14 protein-coding genes are annotated in these 25,844 nt (G+C 65.5%); 12 read left to right on the top strand and 2 right to left on the bottom strand.

From position 1 onward, the window contains the following. Positions 1 to 72: 72 nt before the first annotated feature. Positions 73 to 3,558, top strand: coding sequence for a PAS domain-containing hybrid sensor histidine kinase/response regulator (locus CCR94_RS16950; protein WP_104509030.1), 3,486 nt, complete (start codon positions 73 to 75; stop codon positions 3,556 to 3,558). Positions 3,559 to 3,593: 35 nt separating this feature from the next. Here the strand turns inward: CCR94_RS16950 and CCR94_RS16945 are convergent, their stop codons facing one another. Beyond that, the gene (locus CCR94_RS16945; RefSeq protein WP_104509029.1) at positions 3,594 to 4,862 is read right to left on the bottom strand and encodes a polyhydroxyalkanoate depolymerase; all 1,269 of its coding nucleotides are present in this window, start codon (positions 4,860 to 4,862) and stop codon (positions 3,594 to 3,596) included. A 262-nt stretch (positions 4,863 to 5,124) separates the two neighbouring features. On the opposite strand from CCR94_RS16945, the gene CCR94_RS16940 reads away from it, so the two are divergent. Both CCR94_RS16940 and CCR94_RS16935 read left to right on the top strand, forming a co-directional pair. After that, entirely contained in the window at positions 5,125 to 5,769 is a 645-nt protein-coding gene (locus CCR94_RS16940; RefSeq protein WP_104509028.1) for an MBL fold metallo-hydrolase, read from the top strand. Then, positions 5,766 to 6,596 carry a universal stress protein gene (locus CCR94_RS16935; RefSeq protein ID WP_104509027.1) on the top strand — a complete coding sequence of 277 codons (831 nt, stop codon included), beginning with the start codon at positions 5,766 to 5,768 and terminating at the stop codon, positions 6,594 to 6,596. The genes CCR94_RS16940 and CCR94_RS16935 overlap by 4 nt, the downstream gene beginning before the upstream one ends. Before the next feature lie 95 nt (positions 6,597 to 6,691). Here CCR94_RS16935 and CCR94_RS16930 read toward each other — a convergent pair whose 3' ends face one another. After that, positions 6,692 to 7,486: a response regulator gene (locus tag CCR94_RS16930; protein ID WP_104509026.1), complete on the bottom strand. Its 795-nt coding sequence runs from the start codon at positions 7,484 to 7,486 to the stop codon at positions 6,692 to 6,694. Positions 7,487 to 7,655: 169 nt separating this feature from the next. On the opposite strand from CCR94_RS16930, the gene CCR94_RS16925 reads away from it, so the two are divergent. The 9 genes from CCR94_RS16925 to glgX all read left to right on the top strand — a co-directional run bounded on the left by CCR94_RS16925 (position 7,656) and on the right by glgX (position 25,705). Beyond that, a complete protein-coding gene (locus tag CCR94_RS16925) occupies positions 7,656 to 7,865 on the top strand; it encodes a NepR family anti-sigma factor (RefSeq protein WP_104509025.1) in 210 nt (69 codons plus the stop codon). After that, positions 7,862 to 8,398 carry a sigma-70 family RNA polymerase sigma factor gene (locus CCR94_RS16920; RefSeq protein ID WP_104509024.1) on the top strand — a complete coding sequence of 179 codons (537 nt, stop codon included), beginning with the start codon at positions 7,862 to 7,864 and terminating at the stop codon, positions 8,396 to 8,398. The genes CCR94_RS16925 and CCR94_RS16920 overlap by 4 nt, the downstream gene beginning before the upstream one ends. Before the next feature lie 81 nt (positions 8,399 to 8,479). After that, a complete protein-coding gene (locus tag CCR94_RS16915; protein ID WP_104509023.1) occupies positions 8,480 to 13,762 on the top strand; it encodes an alpha-2-macroglobulin family protein in 5,283 nt (1,760 codons plus the stop codon). Beyond that, positions 13,759 to 15,900: a penicillin-binding protein 1C gene (gene pbpC / locus CCR94_RS16910; RefSeq protein WP_244594110.1), complete on the top strand. Its 2,142-nt coding sequence runs from the start codon at positions 13,759 to 13,761 to the stop codon at positions 15,898 to 15,900. The genes CCR94_RS16915 and pbpC overlap by 4 nt, the downstream gene beginning before the upstream one ends. Before the next feature lie 288 nt (positions 15,901 to 16,188). After that, positions 16,189 to 18,684, top strand: coding sequence for a glycogen/starch/alpha-glucan phosphorylase (locus CCR94_RS16905; protein ID WP_104509022.1), 2,496 nt, complete (start codon positions 16,189 to 16,191; stop codon positions 18,682 to 18,684). A 9-nt stretch (positions 18,685 to 18,693) separates the two neighbouring features. Then, positions 18,694 to 20,898, top strand: coding sequence for a 1,4-alpha-glucan branching protein GlgB (gene glgB, locus CCR94_RS16900; protein WP_104509021.1), 2,205 nt, complete (start codon positions 18,694 to 18,696; stop codon positions 20,896 to 20,898). 63 nt (positions 20,899 to 20,961) lie between these two features. Further along, positions 20,962 to 22,224, top strand: coding sequence for a glucose-1-phosphate adenylyltransferase (gene glgC / locus CCR94_RS16895; protein WP_104509020.1), 1,263 nt, complete (start codon positions 20,962 to 20,964; stop codon positions 22,222 to 22,224). Between the two features lie 11 nt (positions 22,225 to 22,235). Further along, a complete protein-coding gene (gene glgA, locus CCR94_RS16890) occupies positions 22,236 to 23,699 on the top strand; it encodes a glycogen synthase GlgA (protein WP_104509019.1) in 1,464 nt (487 codons plus the stop codon). Further along, positions 23,696 to 25,705 (top strand): glycogen debranching protein GlgX, encoded by a 2,010-nt coding sequence (glgX, locus tag CCR94_RS16885; RefSeq protein ID WP_104509018.1) that lies wholly within the window; start codon positions 23,696 to 23,698, stop codon positions 25,703 to 25,705. The genes glgA and glgX overlap by 4 nt, the downstream gene beginning before the upstream one ends. The last annotated feature ends 139 nt before the right edge of the window (positions 25,706 to 25,844 follow it).

Below are 25,844 nucleotides of genomic sequence, written 5' to 3'. Positions count from 1 at the left end.
AAAAGGGAGGCCTTGTGCGCCAGACATCGCCCGCTCCAGGCGCGAACCGCTTGACGCCAGCGGCCTCGCGTCATGCCTGATCGCGTGATCGGCGTCGCCGTCATCGCCCTGTATCTGCTCGCGCTGCTCGGGCTGGCGATTTACGGCGACCGCGGCGCCAAGGCGCTGGCGCGCGATCCCGCGCGAAAAATCATCTATGCGCTCGGCCTCGGCGTCTACTGCACCTCCTGGACCTTCTTCGGCTCGGTGGGCATCGCCTCGTCCAACGGACTCGATTTCCTGCCCATCTATATCGGCCCGATGCTGGTGTTCGGTTTCGGCTGGCCCTTGGTGGCGCGGGTGGCGCGGCTCGCTCATGCGCAGAACATCACCTCCATCGCCGATTTTCTCGCCGCCCGCTATGGCAAGTCGCAGGCCGTGGCCGCCGTCACCGCCGCCATTTCGGTGCTGGGCGTCACGCCCTACATCGCCCTGCAGATCCGCGCCATCGCCACCACGCTGGCCATCGGCCTCGGCCTGACCGAGCCCTTCGCCCAACCGGCCGCGGATATCGCCGAGCCGCTGTCGGCGGCGAGCGTCATCCTGCTGGCCCTGTTCGCCATGGCCTTCGGCACGCGCCGAATCGCGGCGGGCGAGCGCCAGAGCGGGCTGATGCTGACGATCGCCGCCGAATCGACCGTCAAACTGTTCGCTTTCCTGGCGGTCGGCGGCTTTGTGGTCTGGAGCATGTACGACGGCTTGGACGATCTGTTCCGCCGCGCCGCAGCCGATCCGAAGATTCACGGCGTGATCTCCTCGCCGCCCGACCCCTGGGTCTGGGCGTCGCTCACCCTGCTGTCCAGCGGCGCCATGCTGTTCCTGCCGCGTCAGTTCCACGTCGCCATCGTCGAAAACCACGACGAAACCGACATCCACGCCGCCGCCTTCCCGTTCCCGTTCTATCTGGTCGCCATCAACCTGTTCGTCATTCCCTTGGCGATCGCCGGCCTGCTGACCTTTCCCAACGCCATCAACCGCGACCTCTCCGTGATCGCGCTGCCGATCTCCGCCGGCCACGGCTTTGTCACGCTGCTCGCCATGATCGGTTGCCTGTCCGCCGCCACCGCCATGGTCGTGGTCGAATCGGTGGCGCTCTCGATCATGGTGACCAACGACCTGATGCTGCCGGTGCTGCTGCGATTCGGTCGCAACCGCGCTACGAACAAGGGGAGGGCCGGCGCCCAATTGCTGCTGGCGCGCCGGTTGGCGATCGTCGCCATTCTCGCCCTGGCCTATTTCTATTATCGCGCCGCCGGCGAGGTCTTGTTGGCCTCGCTCGGCATCCTGTCCTTCGCCTGCGTCGCGCAACTCGGCCCGGCCTTCATCGGCGCCCTGTTCTGGCGGCGCGGCACGGCGCTCGGCGCCATAGCCGGGCTGACCACCGGCGTGGCGATCTGGGCCTACGCCCTGCTCGCGCCCTCGCTCGACGCCGCCTTCGCGCCCTCCGCAGAACTCTATCAACTGCAATTGTCCACGCTTGCCCACGGCGCGCTGTGGAGTCTGGCCGGCAATGCGCTGGCCTATGTGGTGTTTTCACTGGCGCGCCGGCCGCATCCGATCGAGCGGCTTCAGGCCGATATTTTTGTCGGCAAGACCCAGGCGCCCATGGCCCAGGCGTTCCGGCTGTGGCGGTCCTCGGTTCCCGCATCGGACGTCGAGGCGGCCGTCGCCCGCTATCTCGGCGACGAACGCACCCACGAGGCCTTCGAGAGCTTTTTCGCCGCGCGCGGGCAGAGCTACGATCCCGAAGAAGAAGCCGACATTCACCTGCTGCGCATCGCCGAACATATGCTGGCCTCCGCCATCGGCGCGGCCTCCTCGCGACTGGTGCTGTCGCTGCTGCTGCGCCGGCGCAATCTCTCCAGCACCGCCGCGCTGAAGCTGGTGGACGAGGCCTCCGCCGCCTTGCTCAACAACCGCGACATGCTGCAATATGCGCTGGATTTCGCGCGGCAGGGCATTTCCGTGTTTGACGCCGACCTGCGGCTGACCTGCTGGAATCGCGAATTCCGCGAAATGTTCGAACTCACGCCCGACCTCACCCATTTCGGCGTGGCGCTCGACGAGATCCTGCGGCACAATTCCGAGCGTGGGCTCTACGGGCCCGGCCCCGTCGACGAACAGGTGGCGTCGCGGCTGGAGCGGCTCACCGCCGCCGAACCGTTCCGCGTCGCCCTGGCCACGTCGGGGCGGGTGATCGAGACCCGCGCCGCGCGCATGCCCGACGGCGGCCTGGTCGTCACCTATACCGACGTCACCGCGCAGCACGCCGCCGAACAGGGGCTGGAGGCCGCCAATGAAACCCTTGAGCGGCGCGTGCGTGAGCGCACCGAGCAACTCACCCGCGTGAACGACGAACTGGCGCGCGCCAAGGCGGAAGCCGACGAAGCCAATATTTCGAAAACCCGCTTTCTCGCCGCCGCCGGCCACGACATCCTGCAACCCCTCAACGCCGCCCGCCTTTACGCCGCCGCCATGCAGCAGCGCGCCGATTCCGGCGCGCCGGCGCAGGAGGTGGTCAGCCTCGCGCGCAATGTGGATTCGGCGCTGGAGGCTGTGGAGGACATTTTCTCGGCCCTGCTGGAAATATCGCGGCTGGACGCCGGCGCCATGAGGGTCGAGCCGGCCAATCTGCCGATTGACGATCTGTTTCGTCAGCTCAAAATCGAATTCGCCCCGCTGGCGCGAAAAAAGGATCTGGAGCTGATCTTCGCGCCCTGTTCGCTGGCGGTGCGCTCGGACAGAAAACTTCTGCGCCGCCTGTTGCAGAACCTGATTTCCAACGCGCTGAAATATACGCAAAAAGGCCGCGTGCTGGTCGGCGCGCGGCGCGTGCGCGGCCGGCTGCGGATCGAGGTCTGGGACACCGGCATCGGCATCCCCCCGGACAAGCAGAAGAGCGTGTTCCAGGAATTCAAGCGCCTGGACGCCGGCGCCGGCGTCGCGCCGGGCCTGGGCCTCGGCCTGTCCATCGTCGAACGGCTGGCGCGCGTGCTCGGCCACAAGATCGCGCTGAAGTCCCGGCCCGGACGGGGCTCGGTGTTTTCCGTGACCGCGCTCAGAGCGCCCGCGCCGCCGCGCGCGCCGGAAGGCGCCTCCGAGGCCGCGCCGGCGCCGGCGGGGCACGGACCTCTGGCCGATATGGTGGTGGTCGCCATCGACAACGATCCGCAGATCGTCGATGGCATGAAAGCCCTTCTGTCCGGCTGGGGCTGCAAGGTGGTGGCCGCCGGCAGCCAGCGCGACGCGATTTCGCAACTGGCGCGGCTGCGCTGCGCGCCGGACGCCGTCTTCGCCGATTACCACCTCGACGAGGGCGACGGCGTCGACGCCATTGTGGCGCTGCGCTGGAAGTTCGGGCCGCAATTGCCGGCCGCGCTGATCACCGCCGACCGCTCGCAGGACATGCGCGAGCGCGCCTCCGACAAGGACATAGCCGTGCTGCGCAAGCCGCTGAAGCCGGCGGCGCTGCGCGCCCTGCTGGCGCAATGGCGGGGACGGGCGAAGGCGGAGGTTTGACCGCCGCGCCCCCCCCTTGGACAGCCCGCGAGCCGTCAGGCCGGGAACAGCCCCGCCTCCTCCACCGCCTTGTGGAAGGCGCACACCTTCGGCGCGATGTGCTTGCGGAAACGCGAGCCGTTGAACACGCCGTAATGGCCGACATCCTCTTGCAAGTGATGCAGGCGAATGGCGTCGGGGATGCTGGAGCACAGATCCTGCGCGGCCTGGGTCTGGCCGACGCCCGAAATATCGTCCTTCTCGCCCTCGACGGTCAGCAGGCCGACGCGGCGGATCGCCTTGAGATCGACCTTCTCGCCCCTGTGCATCATCTCGCCCTTGGGCAGGGAATGATGCACGAACACCGTGTCGATGGTCTGCAAATAGAATTCGGCGGTCAGGTCCATCACCGCCAGATATTCGTCGTAGAAGTCGCGGTGCTTTTCCGCCGAATCGCCGTCGCCCTCGACCAGATGGTTGAACATGTCGAGATGGGCGTTGACATGGCGGTCCAGATTCATCGCCATGAAGCCGGACAGTTGCAGGAAACCCGGATAGACCGAGCGGCCCGCGCCTGGATAAGGCAAGGGCAGCAGGTGGATGCAATTTTGCCGGAACCAGGCGGGGCCGCGCTTTTCCGCGAGCTTGTTCACCTGCGTCGGGCTGCGCCGCGTGTCGATCGGGCCGCCCGTCAGCGTCATCGACGCGGGAACATGGGGGCTGTCATGCGCCTCCATGCGCGCCACCGCCGCCAGGACCGGCACGGAGGGCTGGCACACCGCGAGAATGTGAAACGGCGTTCCCCCGGCAAGGCTGAGGTGCTCGCAGATGTCCGCGACATAATCGATGTAGTCGTCGAGATCGAACTTGCCAAGGCTCAGGGGCACGACGCGGGCGTCCACCCAGTCGGTGATGTAGACGTCGTGGGTTTGCAGGAAGGTCTCGACCGTCCCGCGCAAAAGGGTGGCGTAATGGCCGGACATGGGCGCGACCAGCAGCAGGCGCGGCTGCGGGGCCGATCCGGCGGGCAGGTCGCGCGCGAAATGCACCAAATGGCAGAACGGCTTGACCAGGACGGTTTCCTCGGTGACGCCGACCTCCTGACCGTCCACGAAGACCGTGGCGATGTCGAAGGCCGGCTTGCCGTAGCGCCGCGTAACCCGCTCGAACATTTCCGCCGATGCGGCGATGTTGCGGCCCACCGGCGTATAGGCCCAGGGATTTCCAGGGTTTTTGAAGGTCATCCGGGTCAGGTCGGAAAACGCGCGCGCCGGCGCCATGGCCAGTTGGGCCATCTCGTAGATTTGATAAGAAAAACGATTCATTTTTACGCTCCGACACGTGGCTCTCGTCTGATGACGGAACCATCCTCCCGCCGGCGCGCTGCTTGTTGTTTTTGCGCCGGGCCGATTTTTCAAAATTAACATGGAAAACCCTGACGTCCACAAAACCTAGATCCCACCAAGGCGCCAGATACTCGGCTTTTCGGATAATGCCGTTAAATTTACCTTTTCGCCGGGCCTGAAGCGCCGCTATGATCGCGGGAACCGGGGCGACCGGCGGCGGCGCGGAGGGAAGTTCAAGTTCATGACGCAGATCAAGGTCGCCATCGTTCCCGTGACGCCGTTCCAGCAAAACTGCTCCCTGCTGATTTGCGAAAACAGCAAGAAGGCGGCCGTGGTCGATCCCGGCGGCGACGTGCCGCTGATCCTGCGCGCCATCGCGCAGACCGGGGCGCAGGTGGAAAAAATCCTGCTGACCCACGGTCATGCCGATCATGCCGGCGGCGCCGCCGAATTGCGGGAGAAGCTCGGCGTAACCATCGAGGGGCCGCATATTGGCGACAAGTTCCTGCTCGACAGCCAGGCCGAGACCTCCGCGCTGTTCGGCTTCGCCTGCCGCAACGTGACGCCGGACCGCTGGCTGGCGCATGGCGACGTGGTCACGTTCGGCGACGCCGCCTTCGACGTGCGCCATTGTCCCGGCCATACGCCCGGCAGCGTGCTGTTCATCAACACCCCCATGAACTTCTGCCTTGTGGGCGACGTCGTGTTTCAGGGTTCGATCGGCCGCACCGATCTGCCCGGCGGCGACCACACGCTGTTCCTGCGCTCCATCGCCGCGCAGGTTTTAACGCTCGACGACAATATGACCTTCATTTCCGGCCATGGGCCGATGAGCACGATCGGCGAGGAACGCCGCAACAATCCCTTCCTGCAAGAATTGGCTTGATCCTCATGACTTTGCGCTCGATTCTCCTTCATGTCACCGCCAGCCCGCGCTGCGAGGCGCGGCTCAAGCTCTCGGTCGAACTGGCGCGCCGGAGCGACGCCCGCCTGACCGGCCTGTTCGCGCAAGTCGCCGCGCCGCATCGGATCGGCGTGGCCTCGCAATGGCCTTCGCAGGACTACCGGGAGGCCGGAGAGACCGCCCGCGCCGCGTTCGCGCTCGCGACCGAGGGCCTCGACGCGCGTTTTCAGGATCTCAACCGCGGCGCCGAAGCCGATATGGTTCCGCAATTCGTCGATTACGCCCGGCATTTTGACCTGATCGTGCTCGGCCAGCGCATGCCCGACCATTCGCTGATCCCGCCCGACCTTCACGAACAGATCATCGTGCAGTCCGGCCGCCCGGTGCTGGTCACGCCCTATGTCGGCACATTCCCAAGCCTCGGCGCGCGGCCGGTGTTCGCCTGGTCGGATTCCCGCGCCTGCGCCCGCGCCTTCGCCGATGCGATTCCGCTGATCGCGCCTGACGCGGACGCGCTGATCGTGAGCCTGTCCAAACCGGGCGACGAGGAGGGAATGGCCTATCGCAAGGAATCGCTGGCGCTCGCCGCCGACCATCTCGCCCGCCATGGCGTCAAGGCGCGAACCGAGCAAATCGTGCTGGGGGAGCTCGGCCTGATGGATTCGTTGCTCAACCGCGCCGCCGACCACAGCGCCGACCTATTGGTGATGGGCGCCTTCGGCGGCTTCCGCTATCCCCTGTTTTCGCGCGGCAGCGGCTCGCGCTACCTGCTCAAGCACATGACCCTGCCGGCGCTGTTCTCGCATTGAAGTGAGCTTGCTCGATCAACCCGTCCTCACGCTTCGAGAAAGCGCTTCAGCGCCGTCTCGAAGCGCGAGGACGGTTCACGGATCAGCCCCGCCTCTCACGCAACGCGCGGCTGCGCCGGGCGCGCCTGTTCGTCGAAGAACAGGGCCTGGCTCACCAAAGCCTTGACCGTCTCGGCGCGGAACGGTTTTGAGATCAGGAACGTCGGCTCCGGCCGCTCGCCGGTGAGCAGGCTTTCGGGATAAGCGGTGATGAAAATCACCGGCGTGGCGCAATTTTCCAGAATTTCGTTGACCGCGTCCAGCCCCGAACTGCCGTCGGCGAGGCGGATGTCGGCGAGAACAAGCCCGGGGTGCTCGGCATGGGCCAGCGCCACCGCTTCGCTATGGGTGCGGGCCGGCCCCACCACCTGATGGCCCAGGCTGGAGAGGATGGATTCGAGATCCATGGCGATCATCGGTTCGTCCTCGATGATCGCCACCTTCGAGGCGACCTGCGCGGAAATGACGCGCCCGGCCTCCGCGATCAGCCTCCCGACTTTCTCTTCCGGCAAATCGAGAATGCGGGACGCCTGTCCGGGGGTAAAACCTTCGACGGCCGTCAGCAGGAACACCTGCCGCGCCACCGGCCCGATGGCCTCGATGCGCTGGTCCGGGAGGGTCGATACCGAGCAAATCCCCGTGACCGGCGCGCGCGCGTTCCAGACCAGCGAGAACAACCGGAAACTTTCTTCAAGCGGCTCCTCATCAAAGTCGAACAGGGCGGGTTCCGCGATCAGCCGTTCCAGCAGGGCTTCGACCGCGGCGTCGCCCACAGGCTGCGATCCGCTCAAGGCGCGGGCGTAGCGCCGCAAATGGGGCATGTGCTCGAAAATAACCTTGGCAACCGACATTCAGGACCCTCTGCCTCGGAGGAGACAATACACAAATACATGAAATGAGATATAGGTTAGGCTGTTTGATGGCGCCAGCGCGGCCACGGGAACGAAATCCCGCCGGGCGCGTTTTGACGCCATCGGTCCTTTCGCGCGACGCTCAAGTCGCAAACCAAAATCTGGCCCCATGACGGAAAGCAGCAAAGACGAGAACAGCGCTGAAATCGGCCTTGAGCCCTTGCTGCAAGCCCATATCGGTCGGAAACTCCGGGAATTCTACGATTCCGCCGTGCGCGAGCCGGTGCCGGATCGCTTCAAGCTGCTGCTGGACCAGCTTGAAAACGGGGAACTGGAAGGCGTCGGGAGCAAAGCAGAGGGCAAGGCCGATCAGGCATGAGCCAAAACAGTTCGCCAGGCTTGAAGGAGCAATTGCTGGCGGAAATTCCGTCATTGCGCGCCTTCGCCCTGTCGCTGGTGGGGATCGCGGACCGCGCCGATGACCTGGTGCAGGACACGCTGGTCAAGGCCTGGGCCAACGCCGATTCCTTCACCCACGGCACGAACATGCGCGCCTGGCTGTTCACCATCATGCGCAACACCTTCTTCAGCCAGTATCGCAAGGCGCGGCGCGAAGTGCAGGACGTCGACGGCGAGGCGGCGGCGCGGCTGGTGGCCCTGCCCGACCAGATGTCGCATCTCGACTTCACCGATTTCAAGGCCGAACTGGACCAACTGCCCGCGGACCAGCGCGAAGCGCTGGTGCTGATCGGCGCCTCCGGCTTTTCCTATGAAGAAGCGGCGGAAATCTGCGGCGTCGCCGTGGGCACGATCAAGAGCCGCGTCAATCGCGCGCGACGCCGGCTGATCGAGCGGTTGGCGCTGCAAGCGGAGGAAGAGACCGCGCAAACCCCTGACGCTACGAAAGCCTGAAAACACAACTTTTTGATCGCTTGCCCTTGGCGTCGAGCCGGGAAATACTGTCGTGCATTTTGCCCTGAAGGAGAGCGCCTCATGCGCCCGACTCGCAGCCTTTGCCTCGCAGTTCTCGGTTTTTTTCTTGCAATTGCTTCAGTTTCCGCCGCCCCGCAGCCGCAGAAAGCGCCGGCGACCCGGCAAGACCCCAAAGCCCAAGCCCTCAAGGCCCAAGCTCCCAAGGCTTATGTCAACGACGACCTCGCGGCGTCCGGCGAACAACTCGCCCAGAAGGCGCAAGAGGACACCAGGGACTTACGCCACACGCCGCCGCTCGAATTGCGCAAGCAATTGGACGAGGCGGAAAAGCGCGGGGATGTCGCGCAACAACTGACCCTGCTCGAAGCCTTGGCGGCTTCGGCGCCGGACGATCCCTACGGCTGGCTGGCGCTGGCCCGCGTCGAACTCTCCGCCTCCACCGTCAAGGACGCCGACGAGAGCAAATTCAAGGATTTGGCGCTGGCGGCGGCGTGGCTGTCCTATCAAAAGGCGCGCGCCCCCGGCGACGAGGCCGCCGCCCTCACCCTGATCGGCCAGATCCAAGCCAACCGCGAATCCTGGCGCGAGGCGCTCAACGCCACCGCCGCCGCGCTGAAGGCGCAGGACAATCCGGATCTGCGCAAGACTTACGAGGACATGCGCGAAAAACACGGTTTTCGCGTGCTGAAATATACGGTTGACAATGAATCGGCCAATCCGCGCGCCTGCTTCCAGTTTTCCGAAGACCTTTTGCGCAGCCGCACGGATTTCTCGCCCTTCGTCACGGTCGGCGGCCAGGACTCCCCTGCCATTTCGCAGGAGAGCCAGCAAATTTGCGTCGAAAACCTTGTTCATGGCGAACATTACGCGGTGACGCTGCGCGCCGGCCTGCCCTCGCAGGTCGGTGAAGACCTTTTGCATCCGCTCAATTACGATCTCTATATCCGCGACCGCAGCCCCAGCGCGCATTTCACCGGCCGCAATTACGTTCTGCCGCGCGTCGGCCCCGAAGGCCTGCCGATCGTCTCGGTCAACACGCGCAAAATCAAGGTCGAGATTTATCGCGTCGGCGACCGCAACCTGCTGCCGACCGTCCGTTCCGAAGACTTTCTCAGCCAACTCAGCGGCTATCGCCTGAAACAGTTTGCGAACAGCGACGGCGAAAAAATCTGGAGCGGAACGCTCGACGCGCAAAGCGAAGCGAACAAGGATGTCGTGACGGACCTGCCGGTTCTCGAAATTTTGAAGACCCCGCAACCCGGCGTCTACGTGATGAGCGCGCAGGCCGCCGACGACCTCTCCACGAGCGACGATTCCTACGACACCAAGGCGACACAATGGTTCGTGGTGTCCGACCTCGGCCTGACCGCGCTGAGCGCCCCGGACGGCGTGACCGTGCTGGTGCGTTCGCTGGCCGACGCTTCGCCGAAGCCGGGCGTGGAGGTGCGCCTGCTGGCCAAGAACAATGAACCGCTGGCCACAGCGACAACCGACGCGCAGGGCGCGGTGCGTTTCGATCCCGGCCTGTCGCGCGGCGAGGGCGGACTCGCGCCCGGTCTGATCGTGGCCAATGACGGAAAAGCCGACGCCAATTTTCTCGATTTGCAGCAAAGCGCCTTCGACCTCGCCGATCGCGGCGTGAAGGGCCGCGCCGCGCCGGCGAAGCTCGACGCCTTCGTCTATGCCGAACGCGGCGTGTACCGCTCCAACGAGAACGTTTTTCTGACCGCGCTGCTGCGCGACGCGCAGGGGGCGGCGGTGGCGCAAACGCCGCTGACTCTGGTGATCAAGCGGCCGGATGGCGTCGAGTTTTTGCGCGCGACCTCTCCCGACCAAGGATTGGGTGGTCGCGCCCTGTCCTTCAAACTCCCCAATGACGCCGCATCCGGCGGCTGGACCGTCGAGGCTTTCGTCGATCCGAAAAGCCCAGCGCTGGGCGAAACCTCGTTTTTGGTCGAGGACTACGTCCCCGAGCGCATGGACATGACGCTCGCGCCCAAGGCGGCGAGCGCCAAACCGGGCGCGTCGGTAAAACTGGATGTCGCGCTGCGCTATCTCTATGGCGCCCCCGGCGCCGGCCTGAACCTTTCGGGCGATGTGGAAATCAGCCAGGCCAAGGACCACGGCCTGCCCGCGCTGGCGGGGTTTGACGCGGGCATGACGGACGAGGACTTTTCCGCCGTCAAGAACGACATTGAAACCGACGCCGCGACCGATGAGTCCGGCAAGGCCAGCGTCGAGGTCGCCCTTCCGGAAGCTGAGGCCAACCGGCCGCTGGAGGCCAAGATCACGCTGCGCGCGGGCGAAGTCGGCGGCCACGCCATCGAGCGGCAGGTCTATCTGCCGCTGCTGCCGGCGACCGGCCTGATCGGCGTGAAAAAGACCTTTGGGACTCTGAGCGACGGCGCGCAGGCGACGTTCGATGTCATCGCGGTCGGGCCGGACGGGCGCCGCAAGGCGCAGCCGCACGTGCAATGGACGCTGGTCCGCGTCAACAACGATTATCAGTGGTACAAGCAGGACGGCCGCTGGACCTTCGAGCAGGTCAATTCCACCAGCAAGATCGCCTCCGGCACGCTCGATCTGGCCAAGGACCAGCCCGGCAAAATCGCCGCCCTGGTCGGCCTCGGCCATTACCGGCTCGACCTGCGCGGCGAAGACCCCAAGGACGCCCAGACCTCCGTGAGTTTCGATTCCGGCTGGTCGAGCGAGGCCAAGGCCCCGACGCCCGACCTGCTCGACCTCACGCTCGACAGACAAGATTACGCCAGCGGCGAAATCCTGGTCGCGAAAATCACGGCGCGCGCCGACAGCAAGGCGACGCTGGCGATCGTCAGCGACAAGGTCCACGCCACAATTCTCGCCGATCTGAACAAGGGCGAGAACGAAATCAAGATTCCCGTCGGCGCCGACTGGGGCGCCGGCGCCTATGCCGTCGCGCTGGCCCATCGCCCGCTCGACAAGGCGGCGCAGCGCAATCCCGGCCGCGCCATTGGCGTCGCCTGGTTCGGCATCGACCATAAGGCGCATAGCCTCGATGTGGCGCTCAAAGCGCCCGCCAAGGCCAAGCCGCGAGAAAAGCTGACCATCCCGCTCGAAATCAAGGGGGCGGACGAGGCCTATGTCACCATCTCCGCCGTCGATCTCGGCATACTCAATCTCACGCGCTACCAGACGCCCAACCCGCGCGACTATTTTTACGGCCAGAAAATTCTGGCGGCGGAGGTGCGCGACCTCTACGGCCTGCTGATCGACGGCCTTCAGGGAACGCGCGGCGCGATCCACAGCGGCGGCGATTCCGGCGGCCCGGAAGCGGGCGTGGAAAAGCCGACGCAGGAGCCGCTGGCGCTCTATTCCGGCTTGGTGAAAGTCGGGCCGGACGGCAAGGCGCAGGTCTCGTTCGACCTGCCCGCCTTCAACGGCACAGTGCGCCTTACCGCCGTCGCCTGGGCGAAAAAGGCCGCCGGCTCGGCCTCGGCTGACGTGATCGTGCGCGATCCCGTGGTGGCGCAAGCCAGCCTGCCGCGCTTCCTCGCGCTGAAAGACCAATCGCGGCTCAACCTGCGTCTTGACAATGTCGAGGGCGCGGGCGGCGACTATCGCATTGATGTGCGGACGCGCGGCGGCGTGGCCGGCGATCCGGCGGCGCTGCATCGCACGATCAAGCTGGCGGCCAAGGCTTCGGCCGTGCTGGACATTCCGTTGCGCGCGGAAAAACTTGGCGACGGCGCGGTCGAGGTGGCGCTGGCGGGACCGAATTTTTCCGCAACGCAAACCCTGCCGCTCGCGGTGCAGCCGGGAACCTCGCCGGTGGTGCGCCGCGACATTCGCGAACTCGGCCCCGGCGAAAGCCTGACGCTGAACGGCGCTCTGCTCGCGGACTTTTTGCCCGGCGCGGGCGCGGTGGCGGTCAGCGTCTCGTCGCTGGCCGGCATTGATGCGGCGGCGCTGCTGCACAGGCTCGACGCCTATCCGTTCTCCTGTTCGGAACAGACGGTGAGCCGCGCGCTGCCGCTGCTCTATGTCAACAAACTCGCGCAGGACCGACACGTCGCCTGGGCGCAGGACATTCCCGCTCGCGTCAACAGCGCGATCAAAATCCTGCTGGCGCGGCAGGATTCCTCCGGGGCGTTCGGCCTGTGGTCGGCAAGCGGCGCCGAGGACATGTGGCTGAACGCTTATGTCAGCGATTTCCTCACCCGCGCGCGTGAAACTTCCTATGACGTCCCGCAAAAGGCGATGGATCTCGCGCTCGACCGTCTGCGCAATTATGTCGTCAACACCACCGAGGTCGACGCCGACAAGGGCGCGCCGCTCGCCTATGCGATTTATGTGCTGGCGCGCAACGGACGGCCGGTGAGCGGCGACCTGCGCTATCTCGCCGACGCCAAACTCGACGCCTTCACGACGCCGCTCGCCCGCGCCCAACTCGCGGGGGCCGCCGCGCTGCTGGGCGACAAGGCGCGCGCGAAAAAAATCTTCGTCGCCGCCGCCGAGGCGCTGAATGGGGCGCGACCCTCGCAATACTCGCGTCCCGATTTTGGCTCGTCGCTGCGCGACGGCGCCGGCCTGCTGGCGCTGGGCGCGGAAAGCGCCGCCGATCCGGCGGTTCTGGTCAAAGCCGCGCGCTTCGTCGAGGGCGAAAGCGCCAACCTGCAAAAGAGCTCAACGCAAGAGCAAAGCTGGCTGGTGCTGGCGGCGCAAGCGACGGCGACGCAGGCGCAAGCTCAAAAAATCACCGTGGATGGCGTCGAAAAGCAAGGCGCCTATAGCGCCCGCTACGAAGATGCGGTTTTGCGCGCAAAACCCGTGACCATCACCAACGCCAGCGACAAGCCTGTCCGCATCGGCATCGACGTATCCGGCCGCCCAAGCGCGCCGGAGCCGGCGGAAACGCGCGGCTATTCGCTCGAACGCGGCCTGTTCCACATGGACGGCTCGGCCGCCGACCCGATGCATCTCACCCAGAACGAGCGGCTGGTGGCGACCCTGAAAGTGGTGGAGAGCGAAGCCGCCTTCGCGCGTCTCGTGCTGGAGGACCGCCTGCCCGCCGGTCTGGAGATCGACAATCCCGCGCTCTATGACGGCGGTTCGAGCGAGGGGCTGGACTGGGTCAAGGCGGGCGTGGAGCCGAGCCACACGGAATATAAAGACGACCGTTTCGTCGCCTCGTTCGAACGTTCGGGCGCCGACAAGGCCACCTTCACCGTGGCCTATATCGTCCGCGCCGTCAGCCCCGGCCGCTACGTGCAGCCGCCGGCGTTGATCGAGGACATGTACCGTCCCGAACGTTTCGGCCGCACCGGCTTCGGCGAGGTGGCGATCGAGGCGGCGAAGAAGTGAGCCAACGCGATCCTCGCTTCCTCAAAATCTTTGTCGCGCTGCTCGTCCTCGGCCTCGCCCTGCCGTGGGGCTGGGGAGAGATTCAGCGCCGGATGGGGCCACCCGATCTTTCCGCCCTGCAAACCAGTTCAACCTTCGCGCTCGACCGCAATGGCGTCCTGTTGCGCGCCTTCGCGGCGCCGGACGGGCGCTGGCGGCTACCGGCGAAAGCCGACGAGGTCGATCCCAAATTCTTCGTCCTGCTGAAAGCTTACGAGGACAAGAGATTCGCCAGCCATTCCGGCGTCGATTTTTTGGCGCTGGGACGGGCGCTCTGGCAATATGCGACCCACGGCCACGCGCTCTCCGGCGGCTCGACCCTCACCATGCAGGCGGCGCGTCTGCTGGAGCAGCGCTCGGAAAAGTGGGTGCCGGTTTTCCGAGAAAGCGCTGCGACCAACAAGGACTCGCCGCGCGCGCCACACTCGTTTCCCGCCAAGCTCAAGCAAATTTATCGCGCCGTCCAACTGGAGGCGCGGTTCTCGAAGAAAGAGATTCTCGAAATCTATCTGGCGCTCGCCCCCTACGGCGGCAATGTCGAGGGTTTGCGCGCCGCGAGCCTCGCCTGGTTCGGCAAGGAGCCGCGCCGGCTCAGCACGGGCGAGGCGGCGCTGCTGGTGGCGCTGCCGCAGGCGCCGGAAGCCCGCCGCCCCGACCATTTTCCAGCCCGGGCGCGCGCCGCCCGCGACCGGGTGATCGACCGCGCGCGCGCCGCCCACGTCCTCGGCGCGGAAGAAGCCCGCCGCGCCAAGGCTGAACCGCCGCCGCTGCGCCAGAATTTTCCCAATCTCGCCGCCCAGGTCACCGACCAGTTCGTCAAGGCGCATCCGGAGCGGCGCGTCTTCCATCTCGCCTATGACGCGCGACTCCAGCAAAGCCTGGAAGACCTGGCCAAGCGAAAATGCGAGCGGCTCGGCCCAAAACTCACCGCCGCGCTCATCGTGATCGACAATGCCAACGGCCATGTGCTCGCCCATGTCGGCGGCGCCGATTATTTCGCCAAGGCGCGCGCCGGATCGCTCGACATGGCCCGCGCGCTGCGCTCGCCGGGTTCGACATTAAAACCTTTCATCTACGCCACCGCATTTTCCGAGGGGCTGGCCCATCCCGAAACCCTGCTCGACGATTCCCCGGCGCGCTACGGCCTGTGGCGCCCGGTCAATTTCGACGATGTGTTTCATGGCGCGGTGACCGCGCGCAAGGCGTTGCAATTCTCGCTCAACCTGCCGGCGGCGCAACTTTTGAACGAGGTCGGCCCCGCGCGCCTGCTCGCCCGCCTGCGCAGCGCCGGACTGGAGTTGAAACTGCCCAAAGACTCCGATGTCGGCCTGGCCATCGGCTTGGGCGGCGTCGGCGCGCGACTGATCGATCTCGCCCGCGCCTATGCCGCCTTTACACGCGAGGGCGTCGCGCCCGATCTGGTCGAAAGCCTCGACGATCCGCCGCGCCCCGAAAACCGCCGCCTCACCGAACCCGCCAGCGCCTGGCAGATCGCCGACATTTTGCGCGGCGCGCCGCCGCCGGACAATGGGTCGGCCGGCCGCATCGCCTTCAAGACCGGCACGTCCTACGGCTATCGCGACGCGCTCGCCATCGGCTTCGACCGCGCCCATACCATCGCGGTCTGGGTCGGGCGCGCCGACAACGCGCCGGTCCCCGGCCTGATCGGCCGACAGGTGGCGGCGCCCATCCTGTTCGACGCCTTCGCACGTCTGGGCGGCGCCAACGAGCCAATCGCCAAGCCCGAAAACGTGCTGGAGGCGCGCAACAGCGCCGACCTGCCGCCGCCGCTGCGCCATTTGCGCCACGGCGCGCCAAAAACCATCGCCGCGACCTACGCCCATCCGATAAAAATCTTTTATCCGCCGGAAGGCGCGCGAATCGATCTCGGCCTGAGCCACGGACCGGACAAGGCCGACCTGAGCCTGAAGGCGCAAGGCGGCGCGCCGCCGTTCACCTGGACGGTGAACGGCGCGCCGATCGACGCCGCCAACCCGCGCCATGAAGCCCGCTGGAAGCCGGACGGCGCGGGTTTCGCCCGCGTGTCCGTGATCGACGCCAATGGCGCGAGCGACAGCGTGAGCGTGCGGCTGGAGTAGGACAAGGTGACTTCAGAAGTAAAATGCGCAGCCTCCGTTCTGTCATCGCGCGACAAACGAAGCAGTTCAGACGACGCCACAGACGAGCTCAAGGTTTCATTGACGCCGCCCCCCGAAAGAGAGCTTCAGCAAAATTCCTGGATTTCTTCGACGCGCTCGCAATGATGACAGAGATATTTTTGCCAACCCGCGACAGTCGCCCTGACAAAATGCCCTCTTACCGCTGGCAAAGCGCGTCGCGGGGTCTTACCATGGCGGCAAATCGCCATTCGCCATTCAGGAACACACATGACCGAAACCATCGCCGCCGCCTCCGACCGTCCCAACGAGGCGCCGGAAGCCGAGGCCTTGAACGGCGATATCGCCAAATTGCGCGACGCCGTGCTGGAAAAGCTGACCTATTCCGTCGGCAAGGACCGCAATGCCGCCAGCGAGCGCGACTGGTTCATCGCCGTCGCGCTCGCCGTGCGCGACCGCATGGTGGACAATTGGATGACCTCGGTGCGCGGCAATTATCGCGACAACCGGCGCCGGGTCTATTATCTCTCGCTCGAATTCCTCATCGGCCGGCTTCTGGTCGATTCCCTGACCAATCTCGGCATTGTCGAGCCGATGCGCGCGGCTCTGGCCAGCCTCGACGTCGATCTGGAAAAATTGCGCGACATCGAGCCCGACGCGGCCCTGGGCAATGGCGGCCTCGGCCGTCTCGCCGCCTGTTTCATGGAGAGCATGGCGACGCTCTCCATCGCCGCCCATGGCTACGGCATTCGCTATGACCACGGCCTGTTCCGCCAGACCATCGCCGACGGCTGGCAGCACGAATTTCCCGAGGACTGGCTGGAATTCGGCAACCCCTGGGAGTTTCCGCGCCCGGAAGTGAGCTACATGATCGGCTTCGGCGGCGCGGTCGAAAGCATTCCGCGCAACAGCCACCCGGCCCACGTCTGGCATCCCTCCGAAACCGTCGAGGCGGTCGCCTATGACACGCCGGTGGTCGGCTGGCGCGGCAAGCATGTCAACACCTTGCGGCTTTGGTCGGCGCGCGCGCCCGATCCGCTCAAGCTCGACGTGTTCAACTCGGGCGATTATGTCGGCGCCTTGGCCGACCAGGTGCGCGCGGAAAGCATTTCCAAAATCCTTTATCCCAGCGATTCCACGCCCGCAGGCCTGGAATTGCGGCTGCGGCAGGAATATTTCTTCGCCTCGGCGTCGTTGCAGGATCTGATCCGCCGTCATCTCGAGCAACATGGCGATATCGAGCTTCTCGCCGACAAGGTCGCCATCCAGCTCAACGACACCCATCCGTCGATCGGCGTCGCGGAATTGATGCGCCTGCTGGTCGATGTCCATGGCGTTGATTGGGACCGCGCCTGGGAGATCACCGTCGCCACTTTCTCCTACACCAACCACACGCTGTTGCCGGAGGCGCTGGAAACCTGGCCGGCGCCGCTGATGGAGCGGCTGCTGCCGCGACACATGCAGATCATCTTCCTGATCAACGCCAAACATCTCGACGGTCTCCGCGCGAAGGGCATGGAGGACGCCGGCAAGCTGTCGGCCGTGTCGCTGATCGACGAACACGGCGGGCGCCATGTGCGCATGGGCCATCTCGCCTTCCTCGGCTCGCACAAGGTCAATGGCGTGTCGGGGCTGCATTCGGAACTGGTCAAGCAGACCGTGTTCCGCGACTTGCATGAAATCTTCCCCGACCGCATCTGCAACGTCACCAACGGCGTCACTTTCCGCCGCTGGCTTTACGAGGCCAATCCGCATCTGACCAAACTGCTGGTGGAGACGCTGGGCCGGGGTTTTCTGGACGACGCCTCGCAATTGCAGAAACTGGAGCCCTTCGCCGACGATCTGGATTTCCAGGCGCGCTGGGCGGCGGCCAAGCAGCTCAACAAGGAGCATCTGGCCAGCGTGGTTGCCGACCGCCTGCTGATCAAGATCAACCCGAACGCGCTGTTCGACGTGCAGATCAAGCGCATGCACGAATACAAGCGCCAGCTCCTCAACATCCTCGACACGATCGCGCTCTACAACGAGATCCGCGCGCAACCCATGCGCGACATGGCGCCGCGTGTGAAAATCTTCGCCGGCAAGGCGGCGGCGAGCTATCAGCAGGCCAAGCTGATCATCAAGCTCGCCAATGATGTGGCGCGCGTGGTCAACAATGATCCGACGGTGCGCGATCAGCTGAAAGTGGTGTTCCTGCCCAATTACAATGTCAGCCTCGCCGAGGCGATCATTCCCGCCGCCGATCTGTCGGAGCAGATCTCCACCGCCGGCATGGAGGCTTCCGGCACCGGCAACATGAAGATGGCGCTGAACGGCGCGCTGACCATCGGCACGCTCGACGGCGCCAATGTCGAGATCAGGGAGAAGGTCGGCAGCGAGAACATCTTCATTTTCGGCCTCAAGGCCGATGAAGTGGCGGCGCGCCGCGCCCGGGGCATCGATGCGCGCGAAACCATCGCCGCCTCGCCGCAATTGCGCGAAGTGCTGGAGAGCATCGCCGACGGCGTTTTCTCGCATGACGACCGCCACCGCTACCAGGGTCTGGTCGATGCGATCACCTATCACGATTACTTCCTGGTGACGGCGGATTTCGATTCCTATCGCGCCGCGCAGGCCGCCGTGGCGCGCCGCTGGCGCGACCGCAAGTCTTGGCAGCGCTCCGCCATTCTCAACACCGCACGCACCGCCTGGTTTTCGTCAGATCGCGCCATAGCCGAATACGCCGACCAAATCTGGAACGTCCCGGTCAGCCGGCCAAAGGACTAAGCAACTGCAATGAAACAAATTCTGGACCGCGCCTCGGACGCGGAGATCGCGGCCCTCGCGGGGGCGCGGCATGCCGATCCCTTCGCCATCCTCGGCCCGCACGCCACCCGCGGCGGCGCGGCGCTTCGCGTTCTGGCGCCGGGCGCCGAAACGGTGACCGCGCTGCTGGAGGGCGGCGAAAAGCTTGTCCTCACGCCGCGCGGCCAGGATTTTTTCGAGGGGTTTACGCCCCGCAAGCCGCCCTTTACCTATCGCCTGCGCGCGGAAAACGCCGGAGGCGACTGGGAATGGGACGATCCCTACCGGTTTGGCCCGGTGCTCGGCCCGATCGACGATCACCTGCTGGTGGAGGGCTCGCACTTAAGACTCTATGAGCGGCTCGGCGCCCATGTCATGACCCATGAAGGCGTGGAGGGCGTGCATTTCTCGGTTTGGGCGCCGCAGGCCCAGCGCGTGTCCGTGGTCGGCGACTTCAACCAATGGGACGGCCGCCGCCACGCCATGCGCAAGCGCGTGGATTCCGGCCTGTGGGAGATTTTCATCCCTGGCGAGAGCGTCGGCCTGTTCTACAAATATGAAATTCTCGGCGCCGGCGGACACATTCTGCCGCTCAAGGCCGATCCGTTCGGCCAGCAGTCGCAGTTGCGGCCCTCGACCGCCAGCATTGTCATTTCCGAAAAGCCGTTTGCCTGGAGCGACGCCGATTGGCTGGCGCGCCGCGCCCACACCGACTGGCGCCGCGCCCCCATGGCGATCTATGAGGTCCATCTCGGCTCCTGGCGGCGCGGCTTCGACGCCAACGAGGTTGACGGGCGCTTCCTCAGCTACGACGAACTGGCCGACAGCCTCATCCCCTACGCTTGCGACATGGGGTTCACCCATCTCGAATTGATGCCGGTGTCCGAGCATCCGCTCGACGCCTCCTGGGGCTACCAGCCGATCGGCCTGTACGCCCCGACCTCGCGCTTCGGCGATCCCGACGGTTTCAAGCGCTTCGTCGATCGCGCCCACGCGCAAGGCCTGGGGATTATCGTGGACTGGGTGCCCGCCCATTTCCCGGTGGACACCCACGGCCTCGCCGAATTCGATGGCGCCGCGCTCTATGAAAACGCCGATCCGCGCCGCGGCTTCCATCCCGACTGGAACACCGCCATCTACGATTTCGGCCGGCGCGAAGTCGCGAATTTCCTCACGGTCAACGCGCTCTACTGGTTCGAGCAGTTCCATGTCGACGGGCTGCGCGTCGATGCGGTGGCCTCCATGCTCTACCTCGATTATTCGCGCAAGGACGGCGAATGGCTGCCCAACCAGCACGGCGGCAATGAGAACCTCGAAGCCGTGGCCTTCCTCCAGCGCGTCAACACGCTGGTCTATCAAAACCATCCGGGCGCCCTGATGATCGCCGAGGAATCGACGGCCTGGCCCGGCGTGTCGCAGCCGGTCTATGCCGGCGGCCTCGGCTTCGGCTTCAAATGGAACATGGGCTGGATGAACGACACCTTGCGTTACATCAGCAAGGATCCCGTCTATCGCCGTTTCGACCATCAATGGCTGACCTTCGGCCTGCTCTACGCGTTTTCCGAAAACTTCATTCTGCCGATTTCCCATGACGAAGTGGTGCACGGCAAGGGGCCGTTGATCGGCAAGATGCCCGGCGACGAATGGCAGCGTTTCGCCAACGCCCGCGCCTATCTCGCGTTCATGTGGGCGCATCCCGGCAAGAAATTGTTGTTCATGGGCCAGGAATTCGGCCAGACCAGCGAATGGACCGAGCATCGCTCGCTCGACTGGCATTTGCTGCAATACGCCCCGCACCAGGGCCTGTCGCGGCTGGTCGGCGATCTCAACCGGCTGTATCGCGACCTGCCGGCGCTGCACGGCCGGGATTGCGAGGGCGAGGGATTCGAGTGGATCGAGGCCGACGACGCCGACAATTCCGTGCTCGCCTGGATTCGGCGCAGCGCGGGCGCGCCGACCGTCGCCTTCGTGGTGAATTTCACGCCGGTGCCGCGCCTCGATTACCTGATCGGTCTGCCCCAGGCCGGGCGCTGGCGGGAGGTTCTCAACACCGACGCCGCAATCTACGGCGGCTCCGGGCTGGGCAATTGCGGCGGCGTCACGGCCGAACCCCATGCGTACAAGAACTTTCCCGCCTCCGCGCGGGTCAAAGCGCCGCCATTGGCCGCGCTCATCTTAATTCTTGACCAGAATTGATCCAGAATCACGCGCATGTAACAGAAGAAGACTAGTTTCCGGCGCAAATAAGAGGAAAGCCCAATGCCGGCCAATTCACATGCCCCACTCGCCCGTCAGGCCATGGCCTATGTGCTGGCCGGCGGCCGCGGCTCCCGCCTTCTGGAACTGACCGACCGCCGCGCCAAGCCCGCCGTCTATTTCGGCGGCAAGACGCGCATCATCGATTTCGCGCTGTCGAATGCGCTCAATTCCGGCATTCGCCGCATCGCCGTCGCCACCCAGTACAAGGCGCACAGCCTGATCCGCCACCTTCAGCGCGGCTGGACCTTTTTGCGCGCGGAACGCAATGAAAGCTTCGACATCCTGCCGGCCTCGCAGCGCGTCTCCGAGGACAAATGGTATGTCGGCACGGCCGACGCCGTCTACCAGAACAGCGACATCGTGCTGGACTACGGCCCGGAATATGTCATCGTGCTCGCTGGCGACCATATCTACAAGATGGACTACGAACTCATGCTGCAACAGCATGTGGACGCGCGGGCGGATGTGACCATCGGCTGCCTCGAAGTCCCCAAGGCCGACGCCATCGGCTTTGGCGTGATGGGCGTGGACGAGAGCCAGCGCATCGTCAGCTTCGTGGAAAAGTCGAAGGATCCGCCGACGATTCCCGGCTCGGACGACACCTGCCTCGCCAGCATGGGCATCTACGTCTTCAACACAAAATTCCTGTTCGACCTGCTGGACCAGGACGCTGCGGACCTCCATTCCAGCCACGATTTCGGCAAGGATGTGATCCCCTATCTCGTCAAGAACGGCAAGGCGGTCGCCCATCGCTTCGCCGATTCCTGCGTGCGCTCCCGCAACGAGACGCGCGCCTACTGGCGCGACGTCGGCACGCTCGACGCCTATTGGGAAGCCAATATCGATCTCACCGGCATCACGCCCGAACTCGACCTGTTCGACCGCGACTGGCCGATCTGGACCTATGCCGAACTGACCCCGCCCGCCAAATTCGTCCACGACATCGATGGGCGGCGCGGCCATGCGGTGTCCTCGCTGGTGTCGGGCGGCTGCATCGTCTCCGGCGCCTCGCTGCGCGAAACCCTGTTGTTCAGCAATGTGCGGATCAATTCCTTCGCCAGCGCCAGCGAATGCGTGATCCTGCCCGATGTGAATGTCGGGCGGTCCGCGCGGCTGCACAAGGCGGTGGTTGACGCCGGCGTGCGCATTCCCGAGGGCCTGGTGGTCGGCGAAGACCCGGAACTGGACGCCGAGCGCTTCCGCCGCAGCGAAACCGGCGTCTGCCTCATCACCCAGCCGATGATCGACAAACTGAAAGACTGAAGACCTTTGGCATGAACATTCTCTCCGTCGCCTCCGAACTCTTTCCCCTGATCAAGACGGGCGGCCTCGCCGATGTCGCGGGCGCGCTGCCCGGGGCGCTTCAGGCCGAGGGCGTGGCGATGCGCAGCCTGATTCCCGGCTACCGGCCGGTGATGGCGGCGCTGAAAAAAACCGAACAGGTCGTCGCTTTCGACGACCTGTTCGGCGCGCCGGCCAAATTGCTCGCCGCCAAGGTTGGCGCGCTCAATCTGTTCGTGCTCGACGCCCCGCATTTTTACGCACGCGACGGCGGCCCCTACGCCGGCGCCGACGGCCAGGATTTCACGGATAACGCGCTGCGATTCGCCGCGCTGGCCAAGGTCGGCGCGCTGATCGGCCAGGGCCTTGTTCCCGCCTTCGTCCCGCATGTGGTCCACGCCCATGACTGGCAGGCCGGCCTCACCGCCGCCTATCTGCACTATAACGACGCTCCTCGTCCCGGCAGCGTCATCACCGTCCACAATCTCGCCTTCCAGGGCCAGTTCGGGGCTGATGTTTTCGGCCAGCTCGGCCTGCCGCCTCAGGCCTTTTCGATCGAGGGCGTCGAATATTACGGCGGCGTCGGTTTCCTGAAGGCCGGATTGCAACTGTCGGATCGCATCACCACGGTCTCGCCGACCTATGCGCAGGAAATCCAGACGCCCCACGCCGGCATGGGGCTCGACGGCCTGTTGCGCGCGCGCGCGGGCGCGCTTTCCGGCATTCTCAACGGCATCGACTGCGACATCTGGAACCCCCAGACCGACAAGATGATCGCGAACTATTCCGCGAAAATCCTCGGGCCACGCCTCGCCAACAAGAAGGCGCTACAGGAACGGTTTGGCCTCGACCGCGACGACAAGAAATTTCTGGTCGGAATCGTCAGCCGTCTGTCCTGGCAAAAGGGCCTCGACCTGCTGCTCGGCTGCCTGGCGACCTTTGAGGCTTGCGACGCCCAACTGGTCATGCTGGTCTCCGGCGATTCCGCTCTTGAAGCCGCGTTTCAGGAGGAGGCGCGGACGCAGGCCGGCAGGATCGGCGCGCATTTCGGCTATGAGGAAAAGCTCGCCCATCTCATCCAGGCGGGCGCCGACGCCATTCTCCTGCCCTCGCGCTTCGAGCCCTGCGGCCTCACCCAGCTTTGCGCCCTGCGCTATGGCGCGGCGCCGATCGTGGCGCGGGTCGGCGGCCTTGCCGACACCATCGTCGACGCCAATGAAATGGCGGTGCAAGCGGGCTGCGCCACCGGCCTGCAGTTCGCGCCGGTGACGTCGGAAGCTCTGTCCGGCGCGCTGCGGCGCGGCGCGAACCTGTTCCAACAAAAGAAGATCTGGAAGAAGATCCAGTCGAACGGCATGAAGACCGATGTGAGCTGGACCCATCCGGCCAAGCATTACGCCGAAATCTACCGGCAAGTGGCGCCGCCGCAGCGCGAAGTGGCGCGGCCGGCGGCATGAGTTTTGAGATCACGCCAGGCGCGCCGGAGCCGCTCGGCCTGCGACTCGTCGCGGGCGGAGCCAATGTCGCCGTTTATTCGGAAACCGCGGAACAGATCGACCTCTGCCTGTTCGACGCCACCGGCGCGCGCGAACTTTCGCGCGTAAAACTGCCGGGCCGCGCCGGTCCGGTGTTCCACGGCTTCGTCCCGGGCCTGAAAGCCGGCGCGCTCTACGGCCTGCGCGCCCACGGCCCCTGCGCGCCGGAGCGCGGCCTGTATTTCGACCCGCGCAAACTGCTGCTCGACCCCTTCGCGCTGGAGCTGAACCAGACGCCCCGCTCGCACCCGTCGCTGTTTCCCTCGCCGGACGACAGCGGCCCCCACGCCCCCAAGGCCAAGGCCTGCGCGCCCGAGCCGGCGCCGGCGCGGCGCGCCAGAATTCCGTGGCGCGACACCGTCATCTACGAAATGCATGTGCGCGGCTTCACCAAGCGTCTCGGCGGCGTTCCCGAAAGTTTGCGCGGAACCTTCGCCGGTCTCGCGCAACCTGAAGCCATAGCCCATCTGAAACGGCTCGGCGTCACCACGCTTGAACTGCTGCCCTGCGCCGCCTGGCTCGACGAGCGCCATCTGGTCGATCTCGGTCTGCCCAATTACTGGGGCTACAGCCCCATCGCCTTGCTCGCGCCCGATCCGCGCCTCGCGCCCGGCGGCTGGACGGAGGTGCGCGAGACCGTCGCCGCCTTGCAGACGGCGGGGCTGGAAGTTCTGATCGACGTGGTGCTCAACCACAGTGGCGAAGGCGACGGACACGGCCCGATGGTCTCGCTGCGCGGCCTCGACAATCCCGCCTATTATCGCCTGAGTCCGGAAAACCCCGCCGGCTATATCAACGACGCCGGCTGCGGCAACATTTTGCAGGCGGATCATCCGGCTGTCGTTCGGCTGGCGATGGACGCCCTGCGCGCCTGGGCGATTTACGGCGGCGTCGACGGGTTCCGCTTCGATCTGATGACCACGCTCGGTCGCCGCGCCGACGGCTTCGATCCTCATGCGCCGCTGCTGACCGCCATCGCCCAGGATCCCGCTCTGCGCGAACTGAAGATCATCTCGGAGCCGTGGGATTTGGGGCCGGGCGGCTATCAACTCGGCGCGTTCCCCGCGCCCTGGGGCGAGTGGAACGACAAGTTCCGCGACACCGTGCGAAAATTCTGGCGCGGCGATTCCAGCATGATCGGCGAACTGGCGACGCGGCTCGCGGGCTCGGCCGACCTGTTCGCGGGAAAAAAGCCGCCGTCGCGCTCGGTGAATTTCGTCACCGCCCATGACGGGTTTACGCTGGCCGACCTGGTCTCCTACGCGCGCAAGCACAACGAGGCCAATGGCGAGCAAAATCGCGACGGAACGGACGCCAGTTTTTCCTGGAACAATGGCGTGGAGGGCGCGACCAAGGACGAAGCGATCCTGGCGGCGCGCCGGCGCGACCAGCGCGCCCTGCTCGCCACGCTGATTTTTTCACGCGGCACGCCGATGCTGTCGATGGGCGCGGAATTCGGCCACAGCCAGAACGGCAACAACAACGCTTACGCGCAGGACAACGAAGTGTCCTGGCTCGACTGGGACAAAGCCGATCCGCGCCTGCTCGCCTTCGTCACCCGCGCCCTGGCCCTGCGCCGGACGACCCCGGCCTTCACCGACGAAACCTTTTTGACCGGCGCGGACCAGGGCGACAGCCCGCCGGATGTGGAATGGTTTGGAGAGCGCGACCCTATGCGCGCGCCGGACCATTGGCGCGGCGGCGAGCGCCTTTTCCTTGGCGCCGTGTTCACATTGGGCGAATCGCGCGCCGCCCTGCTGCTGAACGCCGGCCGGGCGCCCGTCGCTTGCGCGCTGCCGCCGCGGGCTGGCAAAAGCTGGCGCCGCGCGCTCGACACCCAGAGCGAAGACGGCGCGCCCCGCGCGGAACGCGGCGTCATCGCCGCACGCTCGGCGGTGGTTTTTATCGAAGAAAACCAGGGCGAGTGAACTTATCCCTGTCCAATTCAAGCTTATAATCAGGAATTAATAATCTTGACGCCGTCATTACGAGCGGAGCGAGGCCGCCCAGCCGTGATGAACGTATACATCCTAGACTCAACCAGGAGTTACGCATCGGAAAGGGGCG

The sequence above is a fragment of the Rhodoblastus sphagnicola genome, from assembly GCF_002937075.1.
In the GTDB taxonomy this organism is placed as follows: domain Bacteria; phylum Pseudomonadota; class Alphaproteobacteria; order Rhizobiales; family Beijerinckiaceae; genus Rhodoblastus; species Rhodoblastus sphagnicola.
This window is presented reverse-complemented; position numbering and strand designations above follow the sequence as displayed.